The organism is Nocardia sputi, from assembly GCF_023501985.1.
The window spans coordinates 1-22,119 of record NZ_JAMFLC010000046.1 but is presented as its reverse complement, the minus strand read 5'-3'; the positions used below and the strand labels follow the sequence as shown (position 1 = coordinate 22,119).

The window sequence follows — 22,119 nt, the reverse complement described above, 5'->3', positions numbered from 1 at the left end:
CAGGTGTGGCTGAAGTGGGGTCGGTCGCGTTCACTCGCTGTACATCGCGCTTATCTCCGTGGCGAAGTCGCGGAGCACGATGTTGCGTTTGAGCTTCAACGACGGGGTGATGTAACCATTGGCCTCAGTGAGCTCGGTGTGCAGCAGCCGGAATTTGCGGATGGCCTCGGCCTGGGAGACGGCTTGGTTACCATCGTCGATGGCGGCCTGGATGGCGGCGAGCAAGTCGGAATCGGAGTCGAGGTCGGCGATGGTGGCATCGGCGGGCTTGCCATTGAGCTGCTTCCAGGTGGGGAAGTGCTCGGCATCGACGGTCACCAGGCAGCTGATGAACGGCTTGCCGTCGCCGAGGACGATCACCTCTCCGATGATGGCGTGGGCGCGGATGCGGTCTTCGATCATCGCAGGGGCAACGTTCTTGCCGGCTGCGGTCACGATGATCTCCTTCTTGCGTCCGATGATGGTGAGGTATCCGTCGTCGTCGAGCGTGCCGAGATCGCCGGTGGCGAACCAGCCACTGCGGAACGTGTCGGCGGTGGCGTGTGGGTTGTTCCAGTATCCGGTGAATACATTCGGTCCTCGCAGCAGTATTTCGCCGTCGTCGTCGATGCGGACGGAGGAACCGGGGAGCGGCTGGCCGACCGTACCGATCTTCGGCCGGTCATCGGGATTGAACGTGGCGGCCGCACAGGTCTCGGTCAACCCATAACCTTCGAGCACGGTGAATCCGACGCCGCGGTAGAAGTGGCCCAGCCGTTCGCCGAGCGGCGCGCCGCCGGATATGGCGTGCGTAGCGCGCCCGCCCAGCGCGGTACGCAGCCGTCGGTAGACCAGGCGGTCGAACAGTGCATGGCGGACCCGGAGCGGAAGCCCGATTCGCCGCCCGGTGTCCAGGGCGCGGCTGTAGGCGATGGCCGCAGCGGCCGCAGCGTCGAAGATCCGTTCCCGGCCGGCGAGTTGGGCTCGGACGCGAGCGGTGTTGTACACCTTCTCGAAGACGCGCGGCACGCCCAGGATCAGTGTCGGCCGGAACGCCCCGAGTTCCGCGGTGACATCTTTGACGTCGCTGACATGGGCGATGTTGACCGGGACGTACGCGGCCGCCACCTCGGCGATCCGGCCGAGCACGTGGGCCAGTGGCAGGAACAACAGCACCGAGGACTCTCCGGTACGGAACAGCGTCGGCATCCGAGCGGTGATATTGCCCAATTCGGCCAGGAAGTTGCCGTGGGTCAGCTGACAGCCCTTCGGGCGGCCGGTGGTTCCGGAGGTGTACACAATCGTCGCCAGGGCGTCGGCCGACAGAGTGGCTCGCCGCTCGGCCACGGCTGTGTCGCTGATACGGGTGCCCTCCGTGGTCAGAGTGGCAACGGCGTCGGCGTCGATTTGCCAAGTATGGGTCAACTTCGGCAGTTGGTCGCGCACGGTTGCGACCACGGCCGTGTGGTTGTCGGTCTCGGTGACGACGGCGACCGCGCCGGAGTCGGAGACGATCCACTGCACTTGTTCGGAGGAGGAGGTCTCGTAGACCGGCACCGTGACCGCACCCGCACACCAGATCGCGAAGTCCAGCAGCGTCCACTCATACCGGGTTCGGGACATGACAGCCACCCGATCCCCGGCCTGGATGCCGTTGGCGATCAATCCTTTCGCCGTCGCCCACACTTCGTTGCGGAACTGGGCGGCTGTCACATCACGCCAACGACCGCCCACTTTGCGAGAAATCACGGTCAGGTCCGGATGCCGTGTGGCGTTGCGTTCGATCAAGTCGGTGAGGTTCGCGTCGGCAGGGACGTGGTACAAAGCCGGTAATCCGAATTCGTGCATGATCGCTCCTCGGCGCCGCTGCCGGAAGGGCACACGGTGCGCTCGACCTAAGTCAGCTGCGCACAGTTGAGTATGGCTCCGATCGCATCGATGCTGCGATGGCTGTTGGCAGTCCTGCCTGAGGACCAAAGTCCTGTGTCGCCAGGGACCCTGCAGCACTGCGCCGCGCGCCATCACCCGCGCCGGGCCTAAGTGGTGCGGTGGGCGGTCACCCCTCGCCGCTGTCCTGGATTTCGCAGGACCAACGGCTCTCCGCCCGGCGACGATCGGACCTGCCGTCACGAGGTGAGGAAGGCAACGCTGGACCAGAGAGGAGGTCGGCGATGCTTTTCGATGATCGCCGTGACGCCGGGCGTCGCCTGGCGAAACGGCTGGAGTACCTGCGGGATGAGGATGTTGTCGTGGTGGGCCTGCCGCGTGGCGGTGTTCCCGTGGCCTACGAGGTCGCGAGGGTGCTGGGCGTACCACTGGACGTGCTCGTGGTACGTGAACTCGGTGTCCCATACCAGCCGGAACTCGCTTTCGGCGCGATCGGCGAAGATGGCGTCCAAGTGATCAACGACGTGGTCCTCGGTTACACAAGACTCACCCGCGAGGAGATCGCTGAGATAGAGCGTCGTGAACGCGCCGAATTGAGACGGCGGACCGAGCGGCTGCGGCGTGCTCACCCGCGTATCCCGCTGTTGGGTCGAACCGTGGTCGTCATCGATGACGGCATCGCCACCGGCGCGACGGCTCGCGCCGCCTGCCAGGTGGCGTGGGAACAAGGCGCACAGCGCGTTGTGCTGGCCGTCCCGGTGGCTCCCCGTGACACGCTGGCGATACTGCAGGACGTGGCCGATGAGGTGGTCTGTCTGGAGATGGCCACGTGGTTCGGCGCTGTCGGCGGCTGGTACCACAATTTCGGCCAAGTCGCTGACGCCGAGGTCGACCTGCTTCTTCGTTCTGCGGAAGACCGCAGCGAGTTCCCCCAAATGCCGGTGGACGATCCGCCGTTGTGTGATGAGGACATCCAGCTCCCGCTCGGTTAGGGCGAACTGTCCGGGTATCTCACCATTCCGGAGAACCCGCTCGGGCTGATGATGTTCGCACACGGCAGCGGCAGCAGCCGTCGTAGCCCGCGCAACCGATTCGTTGCCGAGGTGCTGAACCGGGCCGGGCTGGCCAACTTCGTTTTCGACAAGCTCACTGCCGAGGAGGAGATCGACCGGTCACGAGTCTTCGATATCGAGCTGCTGTCGCGGCGACTGCTCGATGTCACGCGATGGCTGACCGGTCGACCCGACGTCGCCGGCCTGCGGATCGGGTACTCCGGGGCCGGTACGGGCGCCGCCGCTGCGCTACGGGCCGGGGCCGATCCCAGCGTCTCTATCGCCGCGGTGGTGTCGCGTGGCGGCCGGCCGTATCTCGCCGGGGCGGCAACTCGCGGTGGTCCGCGCACCGACGTTGCTGATCGTGGGTGGGGCACGACCATTTAGTGCTGGGGCTCCATCGCACGGCGGTGCAAGAGATGTCGTGCGAAACCGCACCGACTGTGTTGCCCGACGCCACACACTTGTTGGCCGAGCCGGGCGCATTGGAGAAGGTCGCCGAACTCGCCCGCGACTGGCTGGTCGCTCAGCTGGCGCCCGCGTCGGCGGCGGGTGGCCGGACGGAGACTCGATCATGATCTCGATTTGCGTTCCTGCCGGGCAGCGCCAACAGTCGGCCGCCGCTGTGGACCTGCTCGATGTTGGCTCGACGACTCGGCGCGGCGAGCCAGCGGCCCCCACGCCGATCGAAGAGCGCTCGATCGCTCAGCTGCTAGCGGATGCCATCGCTCACCTGAACGCTTTGCGGCCGCTGTACGAGCTGCTCAGCCGGGGCCCGACGGCGGTGTCGACGGAAGCCGCACAGCAACGTCCGGCTAACGCGGCGGCGAAGTCCCGCCGTCCTGCTATCGGTTCAGCGCAGCGGCACTTTCCAGCACAGCCGAGTGCCGGGTTTGCCTTCTGGGCCGTTACCTGGTGTGACGGAGAAGGTCCCGGCCGCTTGTTCGGCACGCTGGGCCAGATTCGTCAGACCGCTGGGGGTGACCTCGCGGGGCATGCCGCACCCGTCGTCCTCGATGACGATGGTCAGGTCGTCGGCCACGGTGATCTCGACCGAGACCGACTCCGCGCCGGAATGCCGGACGGTGTTGCTGACCGCCTCGCGCACAACGGCTTCGGCATGATCAGCCAACTCCGGATCGATCACCGAGAGCGGACCGGCGATGTGTACGGAGGTTCGGATGTCGCTGGCGGCGGTCTGCTGGCGGATCGCCTCCTCGATGCGTTGCCGTACCCGCCCGCTGTGCCCCTCGCCGCCGTGCAGGTCGAAGATCGAGGTCCGAATCTCCTGCACCACGTCTTGCAGATCGGTGATCGCTTCGGTGATCCGTTCGCGTACTTCGGGAACGCGGGTGCGTGGGACGGTTCCCTGCAGGCTCAAGCCGACGGCGAACAGTCGCTGGATCACGTGGTCGTGCAGGTCGCGGGCGATGCGGTCGCGGTCGGAGAGGATGTCCAGCTCCCGCACGCGCTGCTGGGCGTCGGCCAGTTGCATCGCCAGCGCCGCCTGGTCGGTGAAGGCGGAGGTCAGTTTCAAGGTCTCGTCGTCATAGGGCGCCGACTCCACGCTGCGCAACGCGATGAGGACACCGACGGTGGAGTCGGGTGTCTGCATGGGCAGTACCAGTGCAGGCCCGGCCTCGGGGAAGATCTTGCCGAGATCGGCGCGGCGTGAGTCGTCGAGCCGTTGGGGGGCGTGCGCCCGGATCGCGGTCGCGATGGTGCTGTCCCCGGAGGGCAGTTTGACGAGCCGTTGACCGTTGCGGGCGCCTGCGCCGTGGGTGATCACCAGTTCGGTGATCTCCTCGTGGCAGCTCTCTGGGTCCGGTACGACCGCGAGGAAGGTCCGCTCGGAGCAGGTGAGCCGACAGGTGTGGTCCACCAGGTGAGCCAGAACTTGATCGGAGTCGGTTGCGGCGAGGAATTCGGTGGTGATGTCGCGGGTGGCTTCGATCCAGGCCTGCCGGGTGCGGGCGGATTCGTAGAGGTGGGCGTTGTCGATGGCGATACCGGCCGCGGCGGCTAGGGCCCGCACGATGACCTCGTCGTCTTCGGTGAACGGCTGGCCGCCTGCCTTCTCGGTGAGGTAGAGGTTGCCGAAGACCTCGTCGCGGATGCGGACGGGCACGCCGAGGAAGGTGCGCATCGGCGGGTGGTGGGCGGGAAATCCGACCGAGGAGGGATGCTCGGCGAGGTTGTCCAGCCGGATCGGTGTGGGCTGGCTGAACAGTAATCCGAGCACCCCGTGACCCTGCGGGAGATCCCCGATCAGTTCGCGGGTCGGCTCGTCGATGCCCTGGTAGATGAACTGGGTGAGTTGCTGGTCGTGGCCGCGGACGCCGAGCGCGCCGTAGCGGGCCTCGACCAGGGAGATGGCGGTGTGCACGATCGTGCGCAGGGTGCGATCCAGGTCCAGCCCGGAGGTGACGGTCAGCATCGCCTCGATCAAGCCGTCCATCCGGTCGCGGGCGTCGATGATCTGCTCGATGCGATCTTTGACCTCGCCCAGCAGCTCACGCAGCCGCAGTTGCGAAAGCGTATCGCGGACCGAGTACATGCCTGCTGACGTGTCATCGGTCATATCGACTGCTCCCGAGTCCCAAGCTGTCCAGGGCAGGCGGCCATGCTGCAAGCCTATGCTAGATAAATGTCCGGCACGTCCGGATCAGCATTCGATGACGGCCGGTACTTCGCGTTGAAGCGATCTATTCGGCAAGCGCGGTTGTCGAGAGGTGCGCTATCAGAGACCGGTAAGTCTGACGATGATCAGAAGCCGGCGCTGGACCCGGACGGCCGGGATCGGAGTTTGGAGGCGTAGACGGCTGCCTGGGTGCGCCGTTCGAGGCCGAGCTTGGCCAGCAGTCGGGAGACGTAGTTCTTCACCGTCTTCTCGGCCAGGAACATGCGCTGGGCGATCTGCCGGTTGGTCAGTCCTTCGCCGAGCAGGTCGAGCAGTCTGCGTTCCTGCTCGGTGAGCGCGGCCAGCGAGCCGTCCTCGGTGTTCGCGCGCAGCCGCTGCATAAGGGCGGCCGCGGCGCGGTTGTCGAGCAGGGAGCGCCCGGCGCCCACCTCCTTGATCGCTTTCGCCAACTCCATGCCCTTGATGTCCTTGACCACGTAGCCGCTGGCTCCGGCGAGAATGGCGTCCAGCATGGCCTGCTCGTCGGTGAACGAGGTGAGGATCAGGCAGCGCAGATCGTCGAGTTTCGAGAGCAGATCGCGGCACAGTTCGATGCCGTTGCCGTCGGGCAGGCGGACGTCCAGTACGGCGACGTCCGGCCGCAGCGCCGGAATCCGGGCGAGGGCTTGGGCGACATCGCCGGCCTCGCCGACGACGGACAGCTCCGGGTCGTCGGAGAGCAGGTCCACGAGACCGCGACGGACGATTTCGTGGTCGTCGACCAGAAACACCGTGATCATGGTGGTGTCCAATCCAGGGGAGCAGTTGCGCGGTCGACACTACGCATCCGGCAGGCCGCTGGGTACCGACCAAAGTCCCTTGGAGGCGACCCTTCGTCCACACTCGCCGTGGTCCTTGCGAAGCCTCGATCCGGTCTTTGTCCATGCCTCGGGTCGATGCCCGGCTCGTCGGATCGGCGTGCGGCGGACCGGCGGTCGACGCGGGGCCGATCGTGGCCAGAGGGCCCGGTAATCGGTGACCTTCGGCCGTCACGGATGCCTGTTGGTTCGCGCGATGCTGAGTTCGAAAACAAGTGGGCACAGCCAGCTGAAAGGATCTTGATCGCCATGGCCGGACTCGAAGGCAGAAGCGCGGTCGTCACCGGCGGTGCACGCGGCATCGGCGCCGCCGTCGTATCCGCCCTGGCGAAGGAGAACATTTCCGTCGTCATCGGCGATCTGCTCGAACACGAGGGCAGCGCGTTGGCGGAGTCGCTCGGTTCGGGTGTGATCTTCCGTCGGCTGGATGTGACCGACGAGGGCGCGTGGCGCGCGGTCCTGGACGACGCGGAGGCGGAGTTCGGTCCCCTGGCGGTGTTGGTCAACAATGCGGGCATTATCGATTTCGGGGGCGTCGAGACTGAATCTCCGGTGATGTTCCGGCACGTCGTGGACGTGAACCTCTACGGCGCCTGGCTTGGTATGCATCTGGCGGCGCCGCGGTTGCGGGCCGCGGGCGGCGGGGTGATCGTCAATATCTCTTCGACTGCTGGGCTGATCGGGTACGCGGGTATCGGCGCGTATGTCGCGAGCAAGTGGGGTTTGCGGGGTCTGACCAAGGCCGCCGCTCTGGAATTGGGGCGCGCGAACGTTCGTGTGTGTTCGATACATCCCGGTCCCATCCACACGCCGATGACCGGGGCCATGGACGAGTCTGTGGCCGCGAATCAGCCGCTGGCTCGCTTCGGTGAGCCGGACGAGGTCGCGGCGATGGTGCGATTCCTGGTCACCGAGGCCACGTATTCGACTGGCTCGGAGTTCGTGCTCGACGGTGGTGCCACCGCCGGTCAGGTCCTGGGCCTGCCGGACGAAACCCGATGAGAGGCTAGCGATGCCGAAAACACATCCCGATCTCGAGACGCTGCGATCCGTGTTGGCGCTCGCGGCGCGAGCGCCGTCGGTGCACAACACCCAGCCATGGCTTTGGCGGCTCGGGCACGAGACCGTGCATCTGTATGCCGACGAGAGTCGGAGGCTGCCGCACACCGACCCGGGGGGTTGCGACCTGCTGTTGAGTTGTGGTGCGGTGTTGCATCATCTGCGGGTCGCGGCCCGCGCGGAGGGTTGGGAGACGACGATCCATCGGCTGCCGGATCCGGCCGCGCCTGAGCATCTCGCGTCCGTCGAGTTCCATCCCGCCGCATTCACGGCCGAGGATGTCGAGTTGGCGCGCGCGATCAGCAGCCGCAGCACCGATCGCCGTCGCTACAGCTCCTGGGAGGTGCCGGCCGCGCACATCGAGGCCATCATCGCCGCAGGGGAGGCGACCGGGGTGCTCGTGCGCGACATCAATGAAGAACCGGCGCGGACCCAATTGCTGCGGGCATTCGAACAGGCAGCGTGGGAACATGCCCGTGACCTCGCCTACGGCGCCGAACTCGCGCAGTGGAGTGGCAGGCACGCGGCGCCGCAGGGGGTCCCGGCGCGCAACGCGGTGCTGGCCGGCGCCGATCCGACGGTGCGTCCGTTCTCGAATCCGGGATTGCCGCAGGCGGTGGTGCGCGATGTCGACGCCGCTGACCGGATGCTGCTGCTGAGCACCAGCAGTGACGACCGATTGTCCCGGTTGCGCGCTGGTGAAGCGGCGAGTGCGGTGCTGTTGACCGCCACGACACTCGGTTTGGCGACGTGTCCGCTGAGCGAGCCGATGGAGTTGGCCGGCACCAGGAAACGCATCCGCGCGAACGTGCTGGACGATACCGGATATCCGCAGATCGTCGTTCGGATCGGTTACGCGATCCCGAGTGCCGATCCGATTCCCGCCACTCCGCGTCGCCCGCTCGACGAGGTGGTTCAGCCCCTGGACCCGTCGGGTTCGTGATGGTGCGCACGGAGAGGTGATCTCGAGGGCACAGTGTCCGTAGCCCGCGGTTCGCCTGTGGCGATCGCGGCCGCGGAGCAGAATCCGCTGATCCGGGCGCAGAACCCCCTCGACAATCGCCAGAGCGGCGACGACGGTGGACGAATCGGCGCAGGTCGCGGCGGTAAACCGGTCGACGAAGCGATTCACAGCGCTCGCTGGATGGCCGAATGGCGCCGGACGAGCCGACCCATCGGCAAGGACACAGAAGAAACGATTCGGGACCGAGGAGAACGCGATGACCGAGAACTCGACTGCACGCACTGGGCAGACCGATCTGATCGTGGTCGCCGTCGACGGATCCGCGACCTCATACCACGCTGCGGCGTGGGCAGCCGCGGACGCCGCGTTGCATCGGTGCCGGCTGCATATAGTGACCTCCGTCGCCATTCAGCCCGGCTACGGTGCCGGTGCCATGCTGACCGAAGCCGATGTGCAGTGGCTGCGCAAGGACGGGGAACGGGTGCTGACCGAGGCCGCTCGGGTGGCCAGGGCGGCCGCGGCGGGCGAGGCGTTGGCCATCAGCACCGAGTTGACTCTCGAACCGATCATCCCGGACCTGCTGGACAGGTCCAGGCACGCCAGAATGCTGGTTGTCGGCAGCCGCGGGCTCGGAGCGGTCCGCCGTGAGCTGCTCGGCTCGGTGAGCATGGCGGTCACCCGCCACGCGCATTGCCCGGTCGCGGTCCTGCGCCCGGGTTCGGCACCCGATGTCGTCTCCTTTGATAAACCGGTTCTCGTCGGGGTGGACGGCACCACCACCAGCGTGCCCGCGATCGAAGTCGCCTTGGAGGAAGCCTCGCGACGCAAGGTCGGACTGGTCGCGTTGCACGCATGGAGCGATGCGAGCGGCATCGACCTCGTGCCAGGATGGGATGCCGTGCGAGAGCGAGAGGACGCGTTGCTCGCGGAGAATCTGGCCGGATTCGGTGAACGCTACCCGGATGTCTCGGTGCGGCGCGTACTGGTGCGAGACCGGCCGGTTCGCTCGCTGCTCGATCAGTCCGAAGACGTACAGCTCCTGGTGGTGGGCAGCCACGGCCGCGGTGGCTTCGCCGGCATGCTGCTCGGTTCCACCAGTGCCGCGTTGCTGCATTCGGTGGAGTGCCCCATCATCGTCGTGCGTGAGCGGTGAGCGCGTTCAAACCGGCCTACCACACAGTTCTCGTTCGGCGCAGGTCGTGAATTGCGACAGTGGATGTCGCGGCTGAGCACGAACGCCTGCGTCTCGCGCCTTTCGACCCGCCATTGGGGCTCGGTAAGGACAGCGTTTCCGGGGTCAGCCGCTGCCTTGCGCCGTCCAGGTGGTGTTCGAGTGGCATGACGGCATGCCGAGGTCCTGTCGCAACTCGCGTCCAACCGCCCGTGCAGGTCGTCCGAAGACCGGCGTCTCCGGAGGGCTTTTTAGTTTCAGCGAGCACCGTCATCCGAGGAGAGCGCCTGCTCGAGTAGCACTCGCCGCTCGGCGGCGGCGATCGCGCGACGGGCCGCCGGCACGGCGTCCGGCGTCACCGAGATCGATGTGATGCCCATCCGGACAAGGTATTCGGCGAATTCGGGCCGCGTCGAGGGCGCCTGTCCGCACAGCGAAGACGTGATCCGTAGCCGTCGCGCCGTCGCCACGATTTTCCCGATCGCGTCGAGCACTGCCGGATCGGACTCGTCGAACAGTTCAGCGCACGTAGTGGAGTCGCGGTCGACGCCGAGCATCAGCTGGGTGAGATCGTTGCTGCCGATGGAGACGCCGTCGATGCCGAGTCCCACGTATTCGGGCAGCCAGTGCACCACCGAGGGGACCTCCGCCATCACCCAGCGATGCAGTCCACGCTGGCTGCCGAGCGGGCTCATCTCGACCAGGTCCAGGCAGGCTTCCAGCTCCCACCGGGTGCGAACGAACGGAATCATCAAGTGCAGGTTCTGGGTTCGCTCTCGGACCAGAGCCAAAGCTTCGAGCTCCAGGGCGAATACCTCGGGTTCGCGGATGTAGCGGTAGCAGCCGCGGTAACCGATCATCGGATTGCGTTCATCCGGTTCGTACCGTGTACCGCCGGTGAGATCACGAAATTCGTTGCTGCGCAGATCGGTCGCCCGGTAGATGACCGGCCGCGGGGCAAACGCCGTCGCGATTCGCTGCAGAGACTGGGACAGTCGCTCGATGAAGACGTCCTGCTCGCCGCGGGCGATCAGGTCCCTGGGATGGCGTCCCTCGAGCGCCTGCGTGATCAGCGTCTCCGCTCGCAGCAATCCGACTCCGTCGACCTCGGTAGCCGCGACACGTTCGGCGGCCTCCGGGAGCGCAAGGTTGACATAGATGCGCGTCGCGGTCGATTCCACAGCGGCGATCGGCGCCGTCGGACGAGGTTCGGCCCGCGCCGGTCCCGATCGCCCGGCCTGGATCTGGCCGGCGGATCCGTCGACCGTGACGACCGCGCCCTCGGTGAGGGTCGTGGTCGCCGTGCGAGTGCCGACCACGCACGGCACACCGAGCTCGCGCGCGACGATCGCGGCATGACAAGTCATCCCGCCACTGTCGGTGACCAGGGCCGAAGCTCGCGAGATGGTAGGCAACCAGTCTGGGTTGGTCATGGCCGCGACGAGCACTTCGCCGGCGCGCAGTGCCGAGCCCTCCGCCGGTGAACGCAAGATGCGCACGGTGCCGCTGGCCCGGCCCGGGGCGGCCGCGAGACCTCGCAGCAGTACCTGGGCCTGGGCAGGCTCGCGTATCGGAGGTTTTGCAGTGGTATGCCCGGCGAGCGTGGTGATGGGCCGGGCCTGCACCAGCCATAACTGGTGGTCGTCGAATGCCCATTCGACGTCTTGCGGTCGGCCGCCGTGCAGCTGCTGGACCTGCAAAGCCGTCCGGGCCACCGACACCGCTTCGTCCTCGCTGAGTACCTGAGCGGCCGCCTCGTCGTCGCTCAACTCGATTCGCTGGTCGCCGTCGGGCCCGGACACGATGGCGAAGCTTTGATGGCCCGCACGCGCGGCGATCAGCGTGGGCCCCTTGGCGTCGAGCATGTAGGTATCGGGTTCGGTGGCTCCGGAAACAACGACCTCGCCTTGGCCACGAGCCGCCTCGACGACCACACGATCCCTGCGGCCGGTAGCCGGATCGGCGGTGAATGCCACGCCCGCCCTGCGGGCCGCCACCATGCGCTGCACCACTACCGCGATGTCGGGGCGTTCGTACATTTCGCGGCGGGCGCGATAGGTGAGTACCCGGGGCGTGAACAGCGATGCCCAGCAGTCGACGATGGCATCCATCAATCGGTCATCGCCGCGGATGTTGGTCCGCGACAGATTCATTCCCGCGAAGGATGCGGTCGCGCTGTCCTCGCCGATCGCCGACGAGCGCACCGCGACCGGAACCGAATCGCCCAGCCGGTGGTAGGCGGCCAGCACGGCGTCGTGCACTCCTGCCGCCATCGGTGTCTGGTGCACGAGCTTTCGCATACGGATGCACAGCTCGTCCAGTCGCGGTTCGTCCGAGTTAGCGCCCGCGGACGCGGCCTGAAGCGCCTCGGCATGCAGTGTGTCGAGTTCGGCGCCGTGCGGGCCGTGGATGATCACTTCCTCGTAACATGATTTGAGAATCGCGTACCCGGGTGGCACAGGCAGGTGCGCCGCCACCAGCTCACCGAGATTCGCCCCCTTGCCTCCGGCACGGTCGGCATCGGCCAGCCGCAGGTCACCGAGGTCGGCCACGTAATCGCCCATAACGGCTCCGATCGGTCGTACTTCGAACGTCGCGTCTGTTGTCAGCCTCGCTCAGTACCGCCGGCATTCACCACGGCCGAAGGTCCCCTGGTTCGTCCCGTTGGGCCCTGCCCGCGAACCCGGTCAGCGGTTCCCGCCTGGGAGCGGAAGGCCCCGCTGCTCGGTGGCACGTCCATCGGCGATGGTGCGCAGCCAATCGCATGCGGTGGGGGCTGCCGGCGCGACGGGGTCGCGGTGATGGCTCATGGTGTGCGCCTCTCACGGCTGGACCGTGGTGGAGCGGGCTGGTGGCAGCCGCAGACTTCGGGCGATGGTGTCCGCCCACGAACGGACCGCTGCCCAGTCACGCAGGTCCCCGTAGCGTCCTTTGCCCAATAGCCGGTAAAGGAGTCGAGTCCGCAGTGAAATGCCGTCACTGTCGTACCGTCCGGCGAACGCCCGGTAGTCGTGCGCCTGGATCGAATCGCGCAGAGCGGCGATTTTCCTCGGGACGATCCGGCCGAGGCGGCGGCCGATCGGGCCGCGCAGTGCCGGGGCGAGCCCCACGCTGAAGAGCCATACGTCCCGTTGCGCCAATTCGTCGTGGTGGGCGTGCACGTAGTCGGCGGCGGAAGGCAGGAACTTCATGTTGTGTACTGCGCTGCCCAGCACGAGGGTGTCGAATCGGGACAGATCGGGCGCGTGGTCGATATCGGCCAGTTCGACGATCGTGTCGCGACCCGACAGCTCGGTGCTGATGAATTCGGCGATGTCACGGGTCGATCCCTGTTCGGTCGCGTAGACGACCGCGATGCGGTGTTTGTCCTGGTCCATGTCGAAAAGCCTCCTCGTGTAGTTCCGGCTCGGTGAGAGGCCTCGTGCCCGGGCCGTGGGGACCATGGTCACAGCGATTGGCGGCAGTCCCGTGCCGAGCCGGGCCGGAAGAATGCGGACCCCTCGTGCAGGCGAATGCTCACGCGTGATTCGGCACGGCCGCGCGGCGGCGCAGCAGCCAGCGCCGCAGTTCGTCGGCGCCCCACACGATGAACGGGTACGGCAATGTGAACGCGAGCATGGCGGGCGTCAGCGCGGCTGTCCCGAGCAGGCTCTGCATCACCGGGACGTAGATGATGATCGCGGCGAGGGCGAGTTCGAAGGCGATACCCCACAACAGCAAGGGATTGGACAGGACGCCGATCGAGCGGAGTGAGGCACGGTCGGTTCGTGCGGCGAACGCGGTGCCGATCTGGCCGGCGACCATACCGAAGAAGGTCATTGTGGTCGCCTGCTGGTAGGTATGGTGCAGCGGCGTGCCGGGACCGGTGGGGTCGCCCAGGTGCCAGCCACCCTGCAGCAGCACGAAGAAGAACCCTGCCATGGCCAGGACCGCGGCGATTACTCCGAGGAACAGCCAGGCGCGTAGCAGCATGGGCGTGCGGATCACCGACTCGCTGCGTTTGCGGGGCGGCCGTTGCATCAGACCGGGCTCGGCCGCTTCCCGTCCGAGCGCCAACGCAGGCAGCGTCTCGGTGCCGACGTCGAACGCCAGTAGCTGCATCACGGTCAGCGGCAGTGGGACCGCTCCGCCGGAGAGTGCGAACACCAGTAGCGGCGTCACCTCAGGGGTGGTGTGAGCGAAGATGTAGCAGATGAACTTCCGGATGTTGTCGTAGACCCGCCTACCGGCCTGGATGGCCGAGGTGATGGTGGCGAAGTTGTCGTCGGTGAGCACCATGGTGGCGGCCTCACGGGCCACGTCGGTGCCCGAGCGGCCCATCGCGACACCGATGTCGGCGCGCCGCAGGGCTGGTGCGTCGTTGACGCCGTCACCTGTCATGGCCACGACGTGTCCAGCGGCGCGTAGTGCGTCGGCGATGCGCAGTTTGGCCTCAGGGGACGAGCGAGCGAAGATGAGTTCGGCCTGCCCCGCCAGCAGTTCGTCGAGTTCGTCCTCGCTCATCCGTTCCAATTCCGTACCGGTGATCACGGTTGGCGTACCGCGCGTTATACCGATCTGGCCGGCGACGGCCGCCGCGGTCAGCCCGTGATCGCCGGTGATGACGATGATGCGGATACCCGCGCCGTGGCACAGCTGCACCGCCTCGGCAATCTCGGGCCGCGGCGGGTCCTCCATCGCTACCAAGCCGAGCAGGACCAGATCCTTTTCCGCTTGCTGCCGGTTCAGTGGCGCTGCGGAACCGGCGAGGTCGCGCGCGGCGACAGCCAGCATCCGCAGACCTCGGCGGGCGCGGGCGTCGACGAGTTCGGTGAGCTGCTCGCGGCGGTGCGGATGCAGAGGGCGGATGCCTCCCTCGATGCCGAGTTCGGCGGTGCACAGTGGCAGCAGCGATTCCGGCGCTCCTTTGGTGTGCACGTGCAGCCGACCGGTCTCGTCGGAATCGAGAGTCGACATCCGTTTGTGTACCGGGTCGAAGTGGAACAGACGCTGTCGGAATCGCTCCCGCTCCTCGGGCCGGACCTGCTCCCCGAGAACTGAGGCCGCCTCGAGCAGTGCCAGCTCGGTGGGGTCGCCGACGGCGGGCCCGGTGTCGTCGGCGAGACGCGCATTGTTGCAAGCGACGATCGCTTTGGCGAGGTCGGCCAGGGTGGGATCGCGCTTTCCGGGTGCGGCATAAGGGTCGTGAGTTCCAGTGGTGGTATCGATCGTGACAACCCGCATGCGGTTCTCGGTGAGGGTGCCGGTCTTGTCGGTGCAGATCACATCGGTGGAACCGAGGGTCTCCACGGCGCTGAGACGTTTGACCACGGCGCCGCGGCGCGCCAGCTCCCGCACCCCGATCGCCAGCGCCAGTGTGATCACCGGCAGCAGCCCTTCCGGGACGTTGCTCACCAGCAGAGCGATCGCGAAGATCACGGAGTTGATCGGGGACAGCCCAGCCCCGAGCATCGCCAGCGGGATGAACGCCGCCGCGAGCAGAACGGAGATCAACGCGATCAGCCAGGCGACGCGGCGCACTTGGTGTTCGAGGGGACTCTCGTCTCGCTCGACTCGTTCCGACAGCGCGGCGATGCGGCCGAGTTCGGTGTGCATTCCGGTGGCGAAAACGATGCCGCGTGCCTCGCCCTCGGTGCAGGAGGTGCCGCTGAAGACCAGTTCGCGGGCCTGCGCCAGCGGCACCCCGGCATCGACAGCGTCGGCGCTTCGGTAGACCGGCATCGACTCCCCGGTCAGTTCCGACAGATCCACCTCGACACCGCCGGTGAGCAGGCGCGCGTCCGCGCAGATTCGGTCGCCTTCGGCGATGACAAGGACATCTCCTGGCACGACACCGGTCGCCTCGACCTCGGTGACCTGGCTGTCACGCACGACTTGCGCTCGTATCGGCAGATAGGCGGCCAGTGCCTCCACCGCCTGCTCGGCGTGCCGTTCCTGGGCGAACGCAAACGCCGCGTTGATCACGATGACGACGACGATCGCGATCGCGACCGGGACGATGCCGACCACCCCGGCGAGACCGGCCGCGGCCCACAGCAACAGCGCCAGCGGGTGGGTGAGCTGGCGAGCCAGATCCCGTTGCCAGCTCCGCCGGCCTCGTCGCCGCAGCATGTTCGGTCCATAATGGACAAGACGCCGTTCGGCCTCGCGAGCGGTGAGTCCGGAGCGGCTGCCGCGCAGATCGCGTAGCAGCAGATCGATCCGCTCGGTGGGATCGATCCTCAGATCCGATTCCGGCTCGACCAGGTCGGTCACGTGGATGCCGGCGCCGCGTCTCGGAGGCTGTCCAAGGCGCCCAGGAGCCGCCGCCGTACGTCACCGGCGACCGGGGGTAGCTCCCATCCCGCGGTGACGGGAGCCAGCACATCGGGATCGATGGCCTCGACCACGGTGCCGTCGTCGAGCGAGCGCACCACCACACGGCACGAGGTCACCAGGCCGGACTGCCGGTCGGCGGTCAGCGCGCGGAAGGTCAGCCGAGGATCGCAAACGTCCAGAACCAGGTAGTTCTCGATGCGCTCGCCGATCGTCTCGCGCAGTGTTGCCTGCATGTCCACTTCGGCGGTCACGATGAGCCCGTGGCGCTGCAGCGCCTCCCTGGTGCGTTCGACGGCGATGTCGAACGGCGCGTCGAGGTTGGCCTCGATGGTCGTGGCAGGAGCGACCGGCAATCGGATCTCGGTCAGCAGTCGCCGAGCATCCGAGACCTCGTCCGGGCCGATCAGATACGCCTCGGTGGGTGGACCGATCGGCTGATAATTCGCGTCGCGCAACCACTGTCGTAGCGCCTGATAGGCCGCGCCGAGGTCGCGGTAGCTGCCACGATGGCAGGTGCGGGCGACCAGGGTGCCGGGCAGGAGGATCACCTGGGCGCCGGAGCTTGGCCCGAGGGTGGGCGCAGGTTCCACCGGGACGCCGAATTCCACCGCGATCGCCTCGTCGATAGGCAGATCCTGGGAGAACGTGATCGTCGGCGCGCCGCTGGCAGTCAATCCCGCACTCTGCACGATCCGGGTCACCTCCCGCATTCCCTCGGCGATGTCCGCGCCGAGCAGATTCGGGTTCGGACGGATTTCGCGGGGCACCCGCAGCACTACCTCCGGTGCCGACTCGATCAGGGCCACCTGGTATTCCATCGCAGCCTCCTCGGTTCGCGTCATGCGATGAGCGTCCCTCCGCCAGGCTTCCGCCGCACAGGGGCGAAAGTCCCGCTCTGGGGGTCCTACCGCCATCGACGCCGGAAACGACGGAGGTCACCACCAGGGAAGGTCTTTACGCCCTGCCGGAGAAGTGCACACCCATCGTTGACTGGATCACGGAGGCCGAAATGAAGACTGTGAGCCACGACGCATCCAAGTACGAGCCGACGCATTGGAAGCCGATCGAGAAGTCTCCGATCGAACGGGTCGACGCGAATCTGAACGATTATCGGATGTCCTACCGAGTATTCGACTGGGCGGCGGCGCAATCAGATTTGGCGGGACTACCAGGTGGGGGAGTGAACATTGCCTACGAGGCGGTAGACCGTCACCTGGGCACGTCCCTGGCCAACGCCACCGCCTTGCGCTCGCTGCGCGCGACCGGTGAACGCTCCACCTTGACCTATGCCGACCTGGCGGATTTGAGCAATCGATTCGCTGCCATGCTGCACGGTCTGGGTGTGGGCCCGGGCGAACGGGTGTGCATCTTGCTGGGCCGCACCCCCGAACTGTACGTCGCGGCCCTGGGTGCGTGGAAGGCCGGTTGCGTCGTGTCGCCCCTGTTCTCCGCTTTCGGACCGGAGCCGATACGGCAACGCCTCGATATCTCCCAGGCTACGACCCTGGTCACGACGACCGGCCTCTACCGGCGCAAAGTCGCGCCTATCCGGGACGGGCTGCCGGCTCTACGGCACGTACTGATCACCGACGCGCAACCGGATGGCGAGCCGGAAGGTGACGTCATCGACTTGGCGCTGGCCATGGTGGCCGTCGACGCCGAATTCCCGATCGTGCGAACTCGCCCCGATGACGCCGCGCTACTGCATTTCACCAGCGGGACCACCGGAAAACCGAAAGGTGCGGTACATGTACACGGTGCGGTCCTCGCGCACCGGATCACGGCACGCTACGCGCTGGATCTGCGGCCCCGAGACGTATTCTGGTGTACAGCGGATCCGGGGTGGGTAACCGGCATGTCCTACGGGGTGATCGCGCCGTTGAGCCTGGGCGCCACCGTGATCACCGACGAAGCAGACTTCGACGCCCTGCACTGGTACGCCGTCCTCTCCAGGGAAGAAGTTTCGGTTTGGTACACCGCGCCCACCGCACTGCGCATGCTCATGCGCCGCGGAGACGCGCTGCCGCCCGGCACCGATCTTTCCCGCCTGCGGTTTGTCGCCAGTGTCGGTGAGCCGCTGAACCCGGAGGTCGTCGTGTGGGGCCAACAGGTCCTGGGCAAGCCGGTGCACGACAACTGGTGGCAGACCGAGACCGGCGCCATCATGATTGCCAACTTCGCGTCCGAGCAAGTGCGACCAGGCTCTATGGGACAGCCGCTGCCCGGAATCGAGGCCACGATTCTACGCCGCGGACCGGACGACCGGGCGGTGATCACAGACGGGGACGTTCAGTATGCCGAAACCGGCGAGATCGGTGAACTCGCGCTACGGGCGGGATGGCCGTCGATGTTCCGCGACTACTGGGGTCAACCCGAAAGGTACGCAAGGGCATTCGCCGACGGCTGGTATCTGTCCGGCGACCTCGCCCGCCGTGACGCCGACGGCTACTACTGGTTCGTCGGCCGAGCAGACGACGTGATCAAGTCGGCAGGGCATCTGGTCGGACCGTTCGAGGTCGAGAGTGCGCTGATGACACACCCCGCGGTCGCCGAGGTGGGCGTGATCGGCACTCCCGATCCCGTGGCCGGAGAGCTGGTGAAGGCATTCGTGCTGTTGCGGCCGCACTACGTCGCCTCCGAAGCGCTGCGGGCCGAGCTGCTCGCGTTCGGCCGTCGGGCACTGGGCGCGGTGGCACCCAAGGAGATCTCCTTTGCCGAGAGCCTGCCACACACCCGCAGCGGAAAGGTGATGCGCCGACTGCTGAAGGCCCGCGAACAAGGATTGCCCGAGGGCGACGTGTCGACTTTGGAGGGCACGCCGTGACCACCATCGAGCTGCCGGATCATCTCGGCGACCGCCTGCCTTTGGCTGCCGCGGAACGGATCGAATTGCTGCGGCAGATGATCCGCATCCGGCGATTCGAGGAGCGCTGCGTGCAGCTCTACAGCGCCGAGAAGATCCAAGGTTTCCTGCACTTGTACGTGGGCGAGGAAGCTGTCGCGGCCGGTCTGCTGCGGCAGATCGGCGCCGAGGACGCGGTGGTGTCCACTTATCGGGAACACGGGCACGCACTCGCTCGCGGCATTCCGATGGCGGCATTGATGTCCGAGATGTTCGGACGGGTGTCCGGGTGCAGCGGCGGTCGCGGCGGCTCCATGCATCTGTTCGATGCCGGACGGCGCTTCTTCGGCGGCAACGCGATCGTCGCTGGTGGGCTGCCGCTAGCGGTCGGGCTGGCCCTGGCCGATGCCATGCGAAACCGTCCAGGGGTGACAGTGTGCCTGTTCGGTGACGGCGCCGCGGCCGAGGGCGAGTTTCACGAATGCTTGAACCTGGCCGCACTGTGGCGGCTTCCAGTCCTGTTCGCATGTGAGAAAAACCGTTGCGCGATGGGGACTGCGCTGCACCGTGAGCACGCGGTCACCGATCTGGCGCTGCGCGCCTCCAGCTACGGTTTGGCTGCCTGGCCCGTCGACGGCATGGACCCCGAGGCAGTCGCGGCGGCCACCCGACGGGCGGTGGAATCCATTCGCGGGGGCAGCGGACCCTGCTTCCTGGAATTGCGAACCTATCGGTTCCGCGCCCACTCGCTCTACGACGCCGATCGCTACCGGGACAAAGCTGAGATCGAGCTGTGGAAGAAACGCGATCCGATCCCGCGTCTGTCCGCCGAATTGCAGGCGTCGGGAGCGCTCGACGAGCAGGCCCTCTCCGCCCTTCAGGCCGAGGTCGACGCCGAGTTGGACGACGCGATCGCCGAGGCCGAGGAGGGGCCGCTGGAGGAGGTTGCCGACCTGACCCGGCACGTGTACGCGGAGCGACCATGATCACCTACCGCGAGGCGGTGCGCGAAGCGCTGCGAGAAGCGCTGGATCGCGATGACCGCACCTTCCTGATGGGGGAGGACGTCGGCGCCTACGGCGGCTGCTTCGGGGTCAGTCGCGGCTTGCTCGAGGAGTATGGACCGAACCGGATCCGCGACACTCCCTTGAGCGAATCCGCGTTCGTCGGCGCGGGCATCGGCGCGGCGTTGGGTGGTATGCGGCCGATCGTCGAGATCATGACCGGCAATTTCAGCTTGCTCGCGCTGGACCAGATCCTCAACAACGCCGCGACGTTGCGGCACATGTCGGGTGGTCAGCTCGGCGTGCCCTTGGTGATCCGGATGGCGACGGGCGCTGGCCGTCAATTGGCTGCCCAGCATTCGCACAGCCTGGAAGCCTTTTACGCGCACATCCCGGGACTTCGCGTGGTTTCACCGGCCACCGTGCCGGACGCTCGCGGGATGCTGTGGACCGCGCTGCAGGATCCGGACCCGGTCGTGATCTTCGAACCGATCGCGTTGTACAACAGCGAGGGCGAGTTGCCTCCGGACGCGGAGCCGGTGGACATCGACCATGCGGCGCTGCGGCGGGCGGGGACCGATGTCACTGTCGTCGCGTTCGGCGGGACTCTGTCGATCGCCGAGTCAGCCGCCGAACTGCTCGCCGGCGAAGGAGTTTCCGCGGAAGTGATTGATCTGCGCAGTTTGCGGCCACTGGATCAAACCACGGTGCTCGACTCGGTGGCGCGCACACATCGCCTGGTGATCGTCGACGAGTGCTGGCGCAGTGTCGGTATTGCGGCGGAAATAGCCGCCCGCGCAGCCGAATACGCTTATTTCGACCTCGACGCCCCGATCGCGCGGGTCTGTACCGCAGAGGTGCCGATTCCGTATGCGCGGCAGCTGGAGGAGGCGGCGCTGCCGCGGGTGGAGGCTGTCGTCGACGCGGCGCGGACGGCGGTGAGCTGAGTGACCGAGTTCCAGATGCCCTCGCTGGGCGCCGACATGGTCGAGGGCACACTGCTGCACTGGCTCGTACATCCAGGAGATGTGGTGCACAAGGGAGACGTGGTTGCGGAGGTGGACACCACCAAGGCCGCGATCGAGATCGAATGCTTCGATGACGGCGTCGTCGGGACGATCCTGGTACCGGAAGTAAAGACGGTGCCGGTGGGCACCCCGCTGGCCACGATAGAACCCGCAATGCGCCAGCCCGGCGAGGCCGGCGGGGCCCGAACCGCTGTACCGGCCGCGAACACACAGCCGGGGACCGAACCGGTGCAACCGGCCCACGGTGAGCAGGCACTTGGTCCGGATGGCGCACAGGAAGACGGTTCTCGTGCCACACCGCTGATCCGGCGACTGGCACAGGAGGCGGGCATCGATCTGGCGACACTGCACGGGTCGGGGCCAGGTGGGCGGATCGTGCGCGCGGATGTGGAGGCTGTCATCTCCGCCGGTGAGCGCGCGACGCCGCAACATGTTGCCGCCGGTCTCGACGAGCAGATGCCGCTCCAGGAGCGAACGAAGCCTCAGGAGGGATTCGACGCACCCGAAGGTCCGTCGCTACGAACCGAGGTGGCGCGGGCGTCCGGCTACGCGCGTCGGCTGGCCTCCGGATCAGGAGTCGATCTGGCGAACGTCTCGGGCACCGGCCCGGCCGGTGCAGTGCGCGCTCGCGATGTACGAACCGCCGGAGTCGGCCCCGGAACTGCCTCTCCCGCAGCGGAATCCGCGCCCGCACCGCCCGCTGGACAGACACGTGAGCGCACTGCCGAAGCAGCGCAACATGATCCCGTCGCAATACGCAAGGTGATCGCGGCGGCCATGACCAGGTCGAAGCGGACGGTACCGCACTACTACCTGTCCAGCACCATCGATATGGACGCCGCACTGCGCTGGCTGGAGGACACGAACCGGCGCGCACCCGTCACCGCGCGCATGCTGTCCTCCGCTCTGCTGCTGTGTGCTACGGCGCGGGCGGCGCGCGCGGTGCCGGATCTCAACGGACACTGGCTCGATGACGAGTTCCGTCCGGCATCCGACGTGCATCTCGGCGTTGTGGTGTCGCTGCGGGGCGGCGGAATCATGGTGCCCACCATCCCGGACGCCGGCGCACTCGCTCCACCGGCCATGATGGACGCACTGCGTGGCGTGGTCGCCCGTGCTCGCACCGCCCGGCTGCGTTCCGCGGACGCCGTTCCCGCGACTATCACGGTGACGAACCTGGGTGAGTTAGGTGTATGAGGCCGTGACGTTGGTGACGCCGGTGTGGAGGCGGCTGGCTGGGGGCCGGTTTCCGGCGGCAGTGTGGGGTCGATGGTAGTTGTAGTGGATGTTCCAGATTCCGAGTGCGTCGGTGCGTTG

The 22,119-nt window shown here is 67.0% G+C and carries 14 protein-coding genes and 2 pseudogenes; 8 read left to right on the top strand and 8 right to left on the bottom strand.

Going from position 1 to position 22,119, the window contains the following annotated elements; translation table 11 throughout:
• Positions 1-30: 30 nt before the first annotated feature.
• Positions 31-1,827: an AMP-dependent synthetase/ligase gene (locus M8859_RS35555; protein WP_249645586.1), complete on the bottom strand. Its 1,797-nt coding sequence runs from the start codon at positions 1,825-1,827 to the stop codon at positions 31-33.
• A 323-nt stretch (positions 1,828-2,150) separates the two neighbouring features.
• Between M8859_RS35555 and M8859_RS35550 the strand changes: the two are divergent.
• Positions 2,151-3,496: pseudogene (locus M8859_RS35550) on the top strand (phosphoribosyltransferase family protein).
• A 275-nt stretch (positions 3,497-3,771) separates the two neighbouring features.
• On the opposite strand, the gene M8859_RS35545 reads toward M8859_RS35550, so the two are convergent.
• Positions 3,772-5,499 carry a sensor histidine kinase gene (locus tag M8859_RS35545; protein ID WP_249645585.1) on the bottom strand — a complete coding sequence of 576 codons (1,728 nt, stop codon included), beginning with the start codon at positions 5,497-5,499 and terminating at the stop codon, positions 3,772-3,774.
• A gap of 185 nt (positions 5,500-5,684) precedes the next feature.
• Entirely contained in the window at positions 5,685-6,338 is a 654-nt protein-coding gene (locus tag M8859_RS35540) for a response regulator (RefSeq protein WP_195072406.1), read from the bottom strand.
• 327 nt (positions 6,339-6,665) lie between these two features.
• On the opposite strand from M8859_RS35540, the gene M8859_RS35535 reads away from it, so the two are divergent.
• The 3 genes from M8859_RS35535 (at position 6,666) to M8859_RS35525 (ending at position 9,592) form a co-directional block, all read left to right on the top strand.
• Positions 6,666-7,418: an SDR family NAD(P)-dependent oxidoreductase gene (locus M8859_RS35535; protein WP_195072407.1), complete on the top strand. Its 753-nt coding sequence runs from the start codon at positions 6,666-6,668 to the stop codon at positions 7,416-7,418.
• Between the two features lie 10 nt (positions 7,419-7,428).
• On the top strand, positions 7,429-8,418 hold the full coding sequence (locus M8859_RS35530; RefSeq protein ID WP_249645584.1) for an Acg family FMN-binding oxidoreductase: 990 nt from the start codon (positions 7,429-7,431) through the stop codon (positions 8,416-8,418).
• Positions 8,419-8,695: 277 nt separating this feature from the next.
• Positions 8,696-9,592 (top strand): universal stress protein, encoded by an 897-nt coding sequence (locus tag M8859_RS35525; protein ID WP_195072409.1) that lies wholly within the window; start codon positions 8,696-8,698, stop codon positions 9,590-9,592.
• 275 nt (positions 9,593-9,867) lie between these two features.
• Here the strand turns inward: M8859_RS35525 and ppsA are convergent, their stop codons facing one another.
• From ppsA to M8859_RS35505, 4 genes are all read right to left on the bottom strand, one after another.
• A complete protein-coding gene (ppsA, locus tag M8859_RS35520) occupies positions 9,868-12,174 on the bottom strand; it encodes a phosphoenolpyruvate synthase (RefSeq protein WP_249645583.1) in 2,307 nt (768 codons plus the stop codon).
• A 258-nt stretch (positions 12,175-12,432) separates the two neighbouring features.
• Positions 12,433-12,987, bottom strand: a complete 555-nt coding sequence (locus M8859_RS35515; RefSeq protein ID WP_195071763.1) for a flavodoxin domain-containing protein — start codon at positions 12,985-12,987, stop codon at positions 12,433-12,435.
• Between the two features lie 139 nt (positions 12,988-13,126).
• Positions 13,127-15,865 (bottom strand): cation-translocating P-type ATPase, encoded by a 2,739-nt coding sequence (locus tag M8859_RS35510; RefSeq protein ID WP_195071764.1) that lies wholly within the window; start codon positions 15,863-15,865, stop codon positions 13,127-13,129.
• Entirely contained in the window at positions 15,862-16,770 is a 909-nt protein-coding gene (locus M8859_RS35505; protein WP_195071765.1) for a DUF302 domain-containing protein, read from the bottom strand. Before M8859_RS35505 ends, M8859_RS35510 begins: the two co-directional genes overlap by 4 nt.
• 167 nt (positions 16,771-16,937) lie before the next feature.
• Between M8859_RS35505 and acsA the strand changes: the two genes are divergently transcribed.
• From acsA to M8859_RS35485, 4 genes are all read left to right on the top strand, one after another.
• On the top strand, positions 16,938-18,752 hold the full coding sequence (gene acsA, locus M8859_RS35500) for an acetate--CoA ligase (protein ID WP_249645582.1): 1,815 nt from the start codon (positions 16,938-16,940) through the stop codon (positions 18,750-18,752).
• Between the two features lie 77 nt (positions 18,753-18,829).
• On the top strand, positions 18,830-19,756 hold the full coding sequence (pdhA, locus tag M8859_RS35495; protein WP_249645587.1) for a pyruvate dehydrogenase (acetyl-transferring) E1 component subunit alpha: 927 nt from the start codon (positions 18,830-18,832) through the stop codon (positions 19,754-19,756).
• Entirely contained in the window at positions 19,753-20,721 is a 969-nt protein-coding gene (locus M8859_RS35490) for an alpha-ketoacid dehydrogenase subunit beta (RefSeq protein WP_249645581.1), read from the top strand. Before pdhA ends, M8859_RS35490 begins: the two co-directional genes overlap by 4 nt.
• Complete coding sequence (locus M8859_RS35485; protein WP_249645580.1) at positions 20,722-21,999, top strand: dihydrolipoamide acetyltransferase family protein; 1,278 nt, start codon at positions 20,722-20,724, stop codon at positions 21,997-21,999.
• Here M8859_RS35485 and M8859_RS35480 read toward each other — a convergent pair.
• Positions 21,988-22,119 (bottom strand): annotated as a pseudogene (locus M8859_RS35480) (IS481 family transposase); the annotation flags it as partial. The gene M8859_RS35485 and the pseudogene M8859_RS35480 overlap by 12 nt on opposite strands.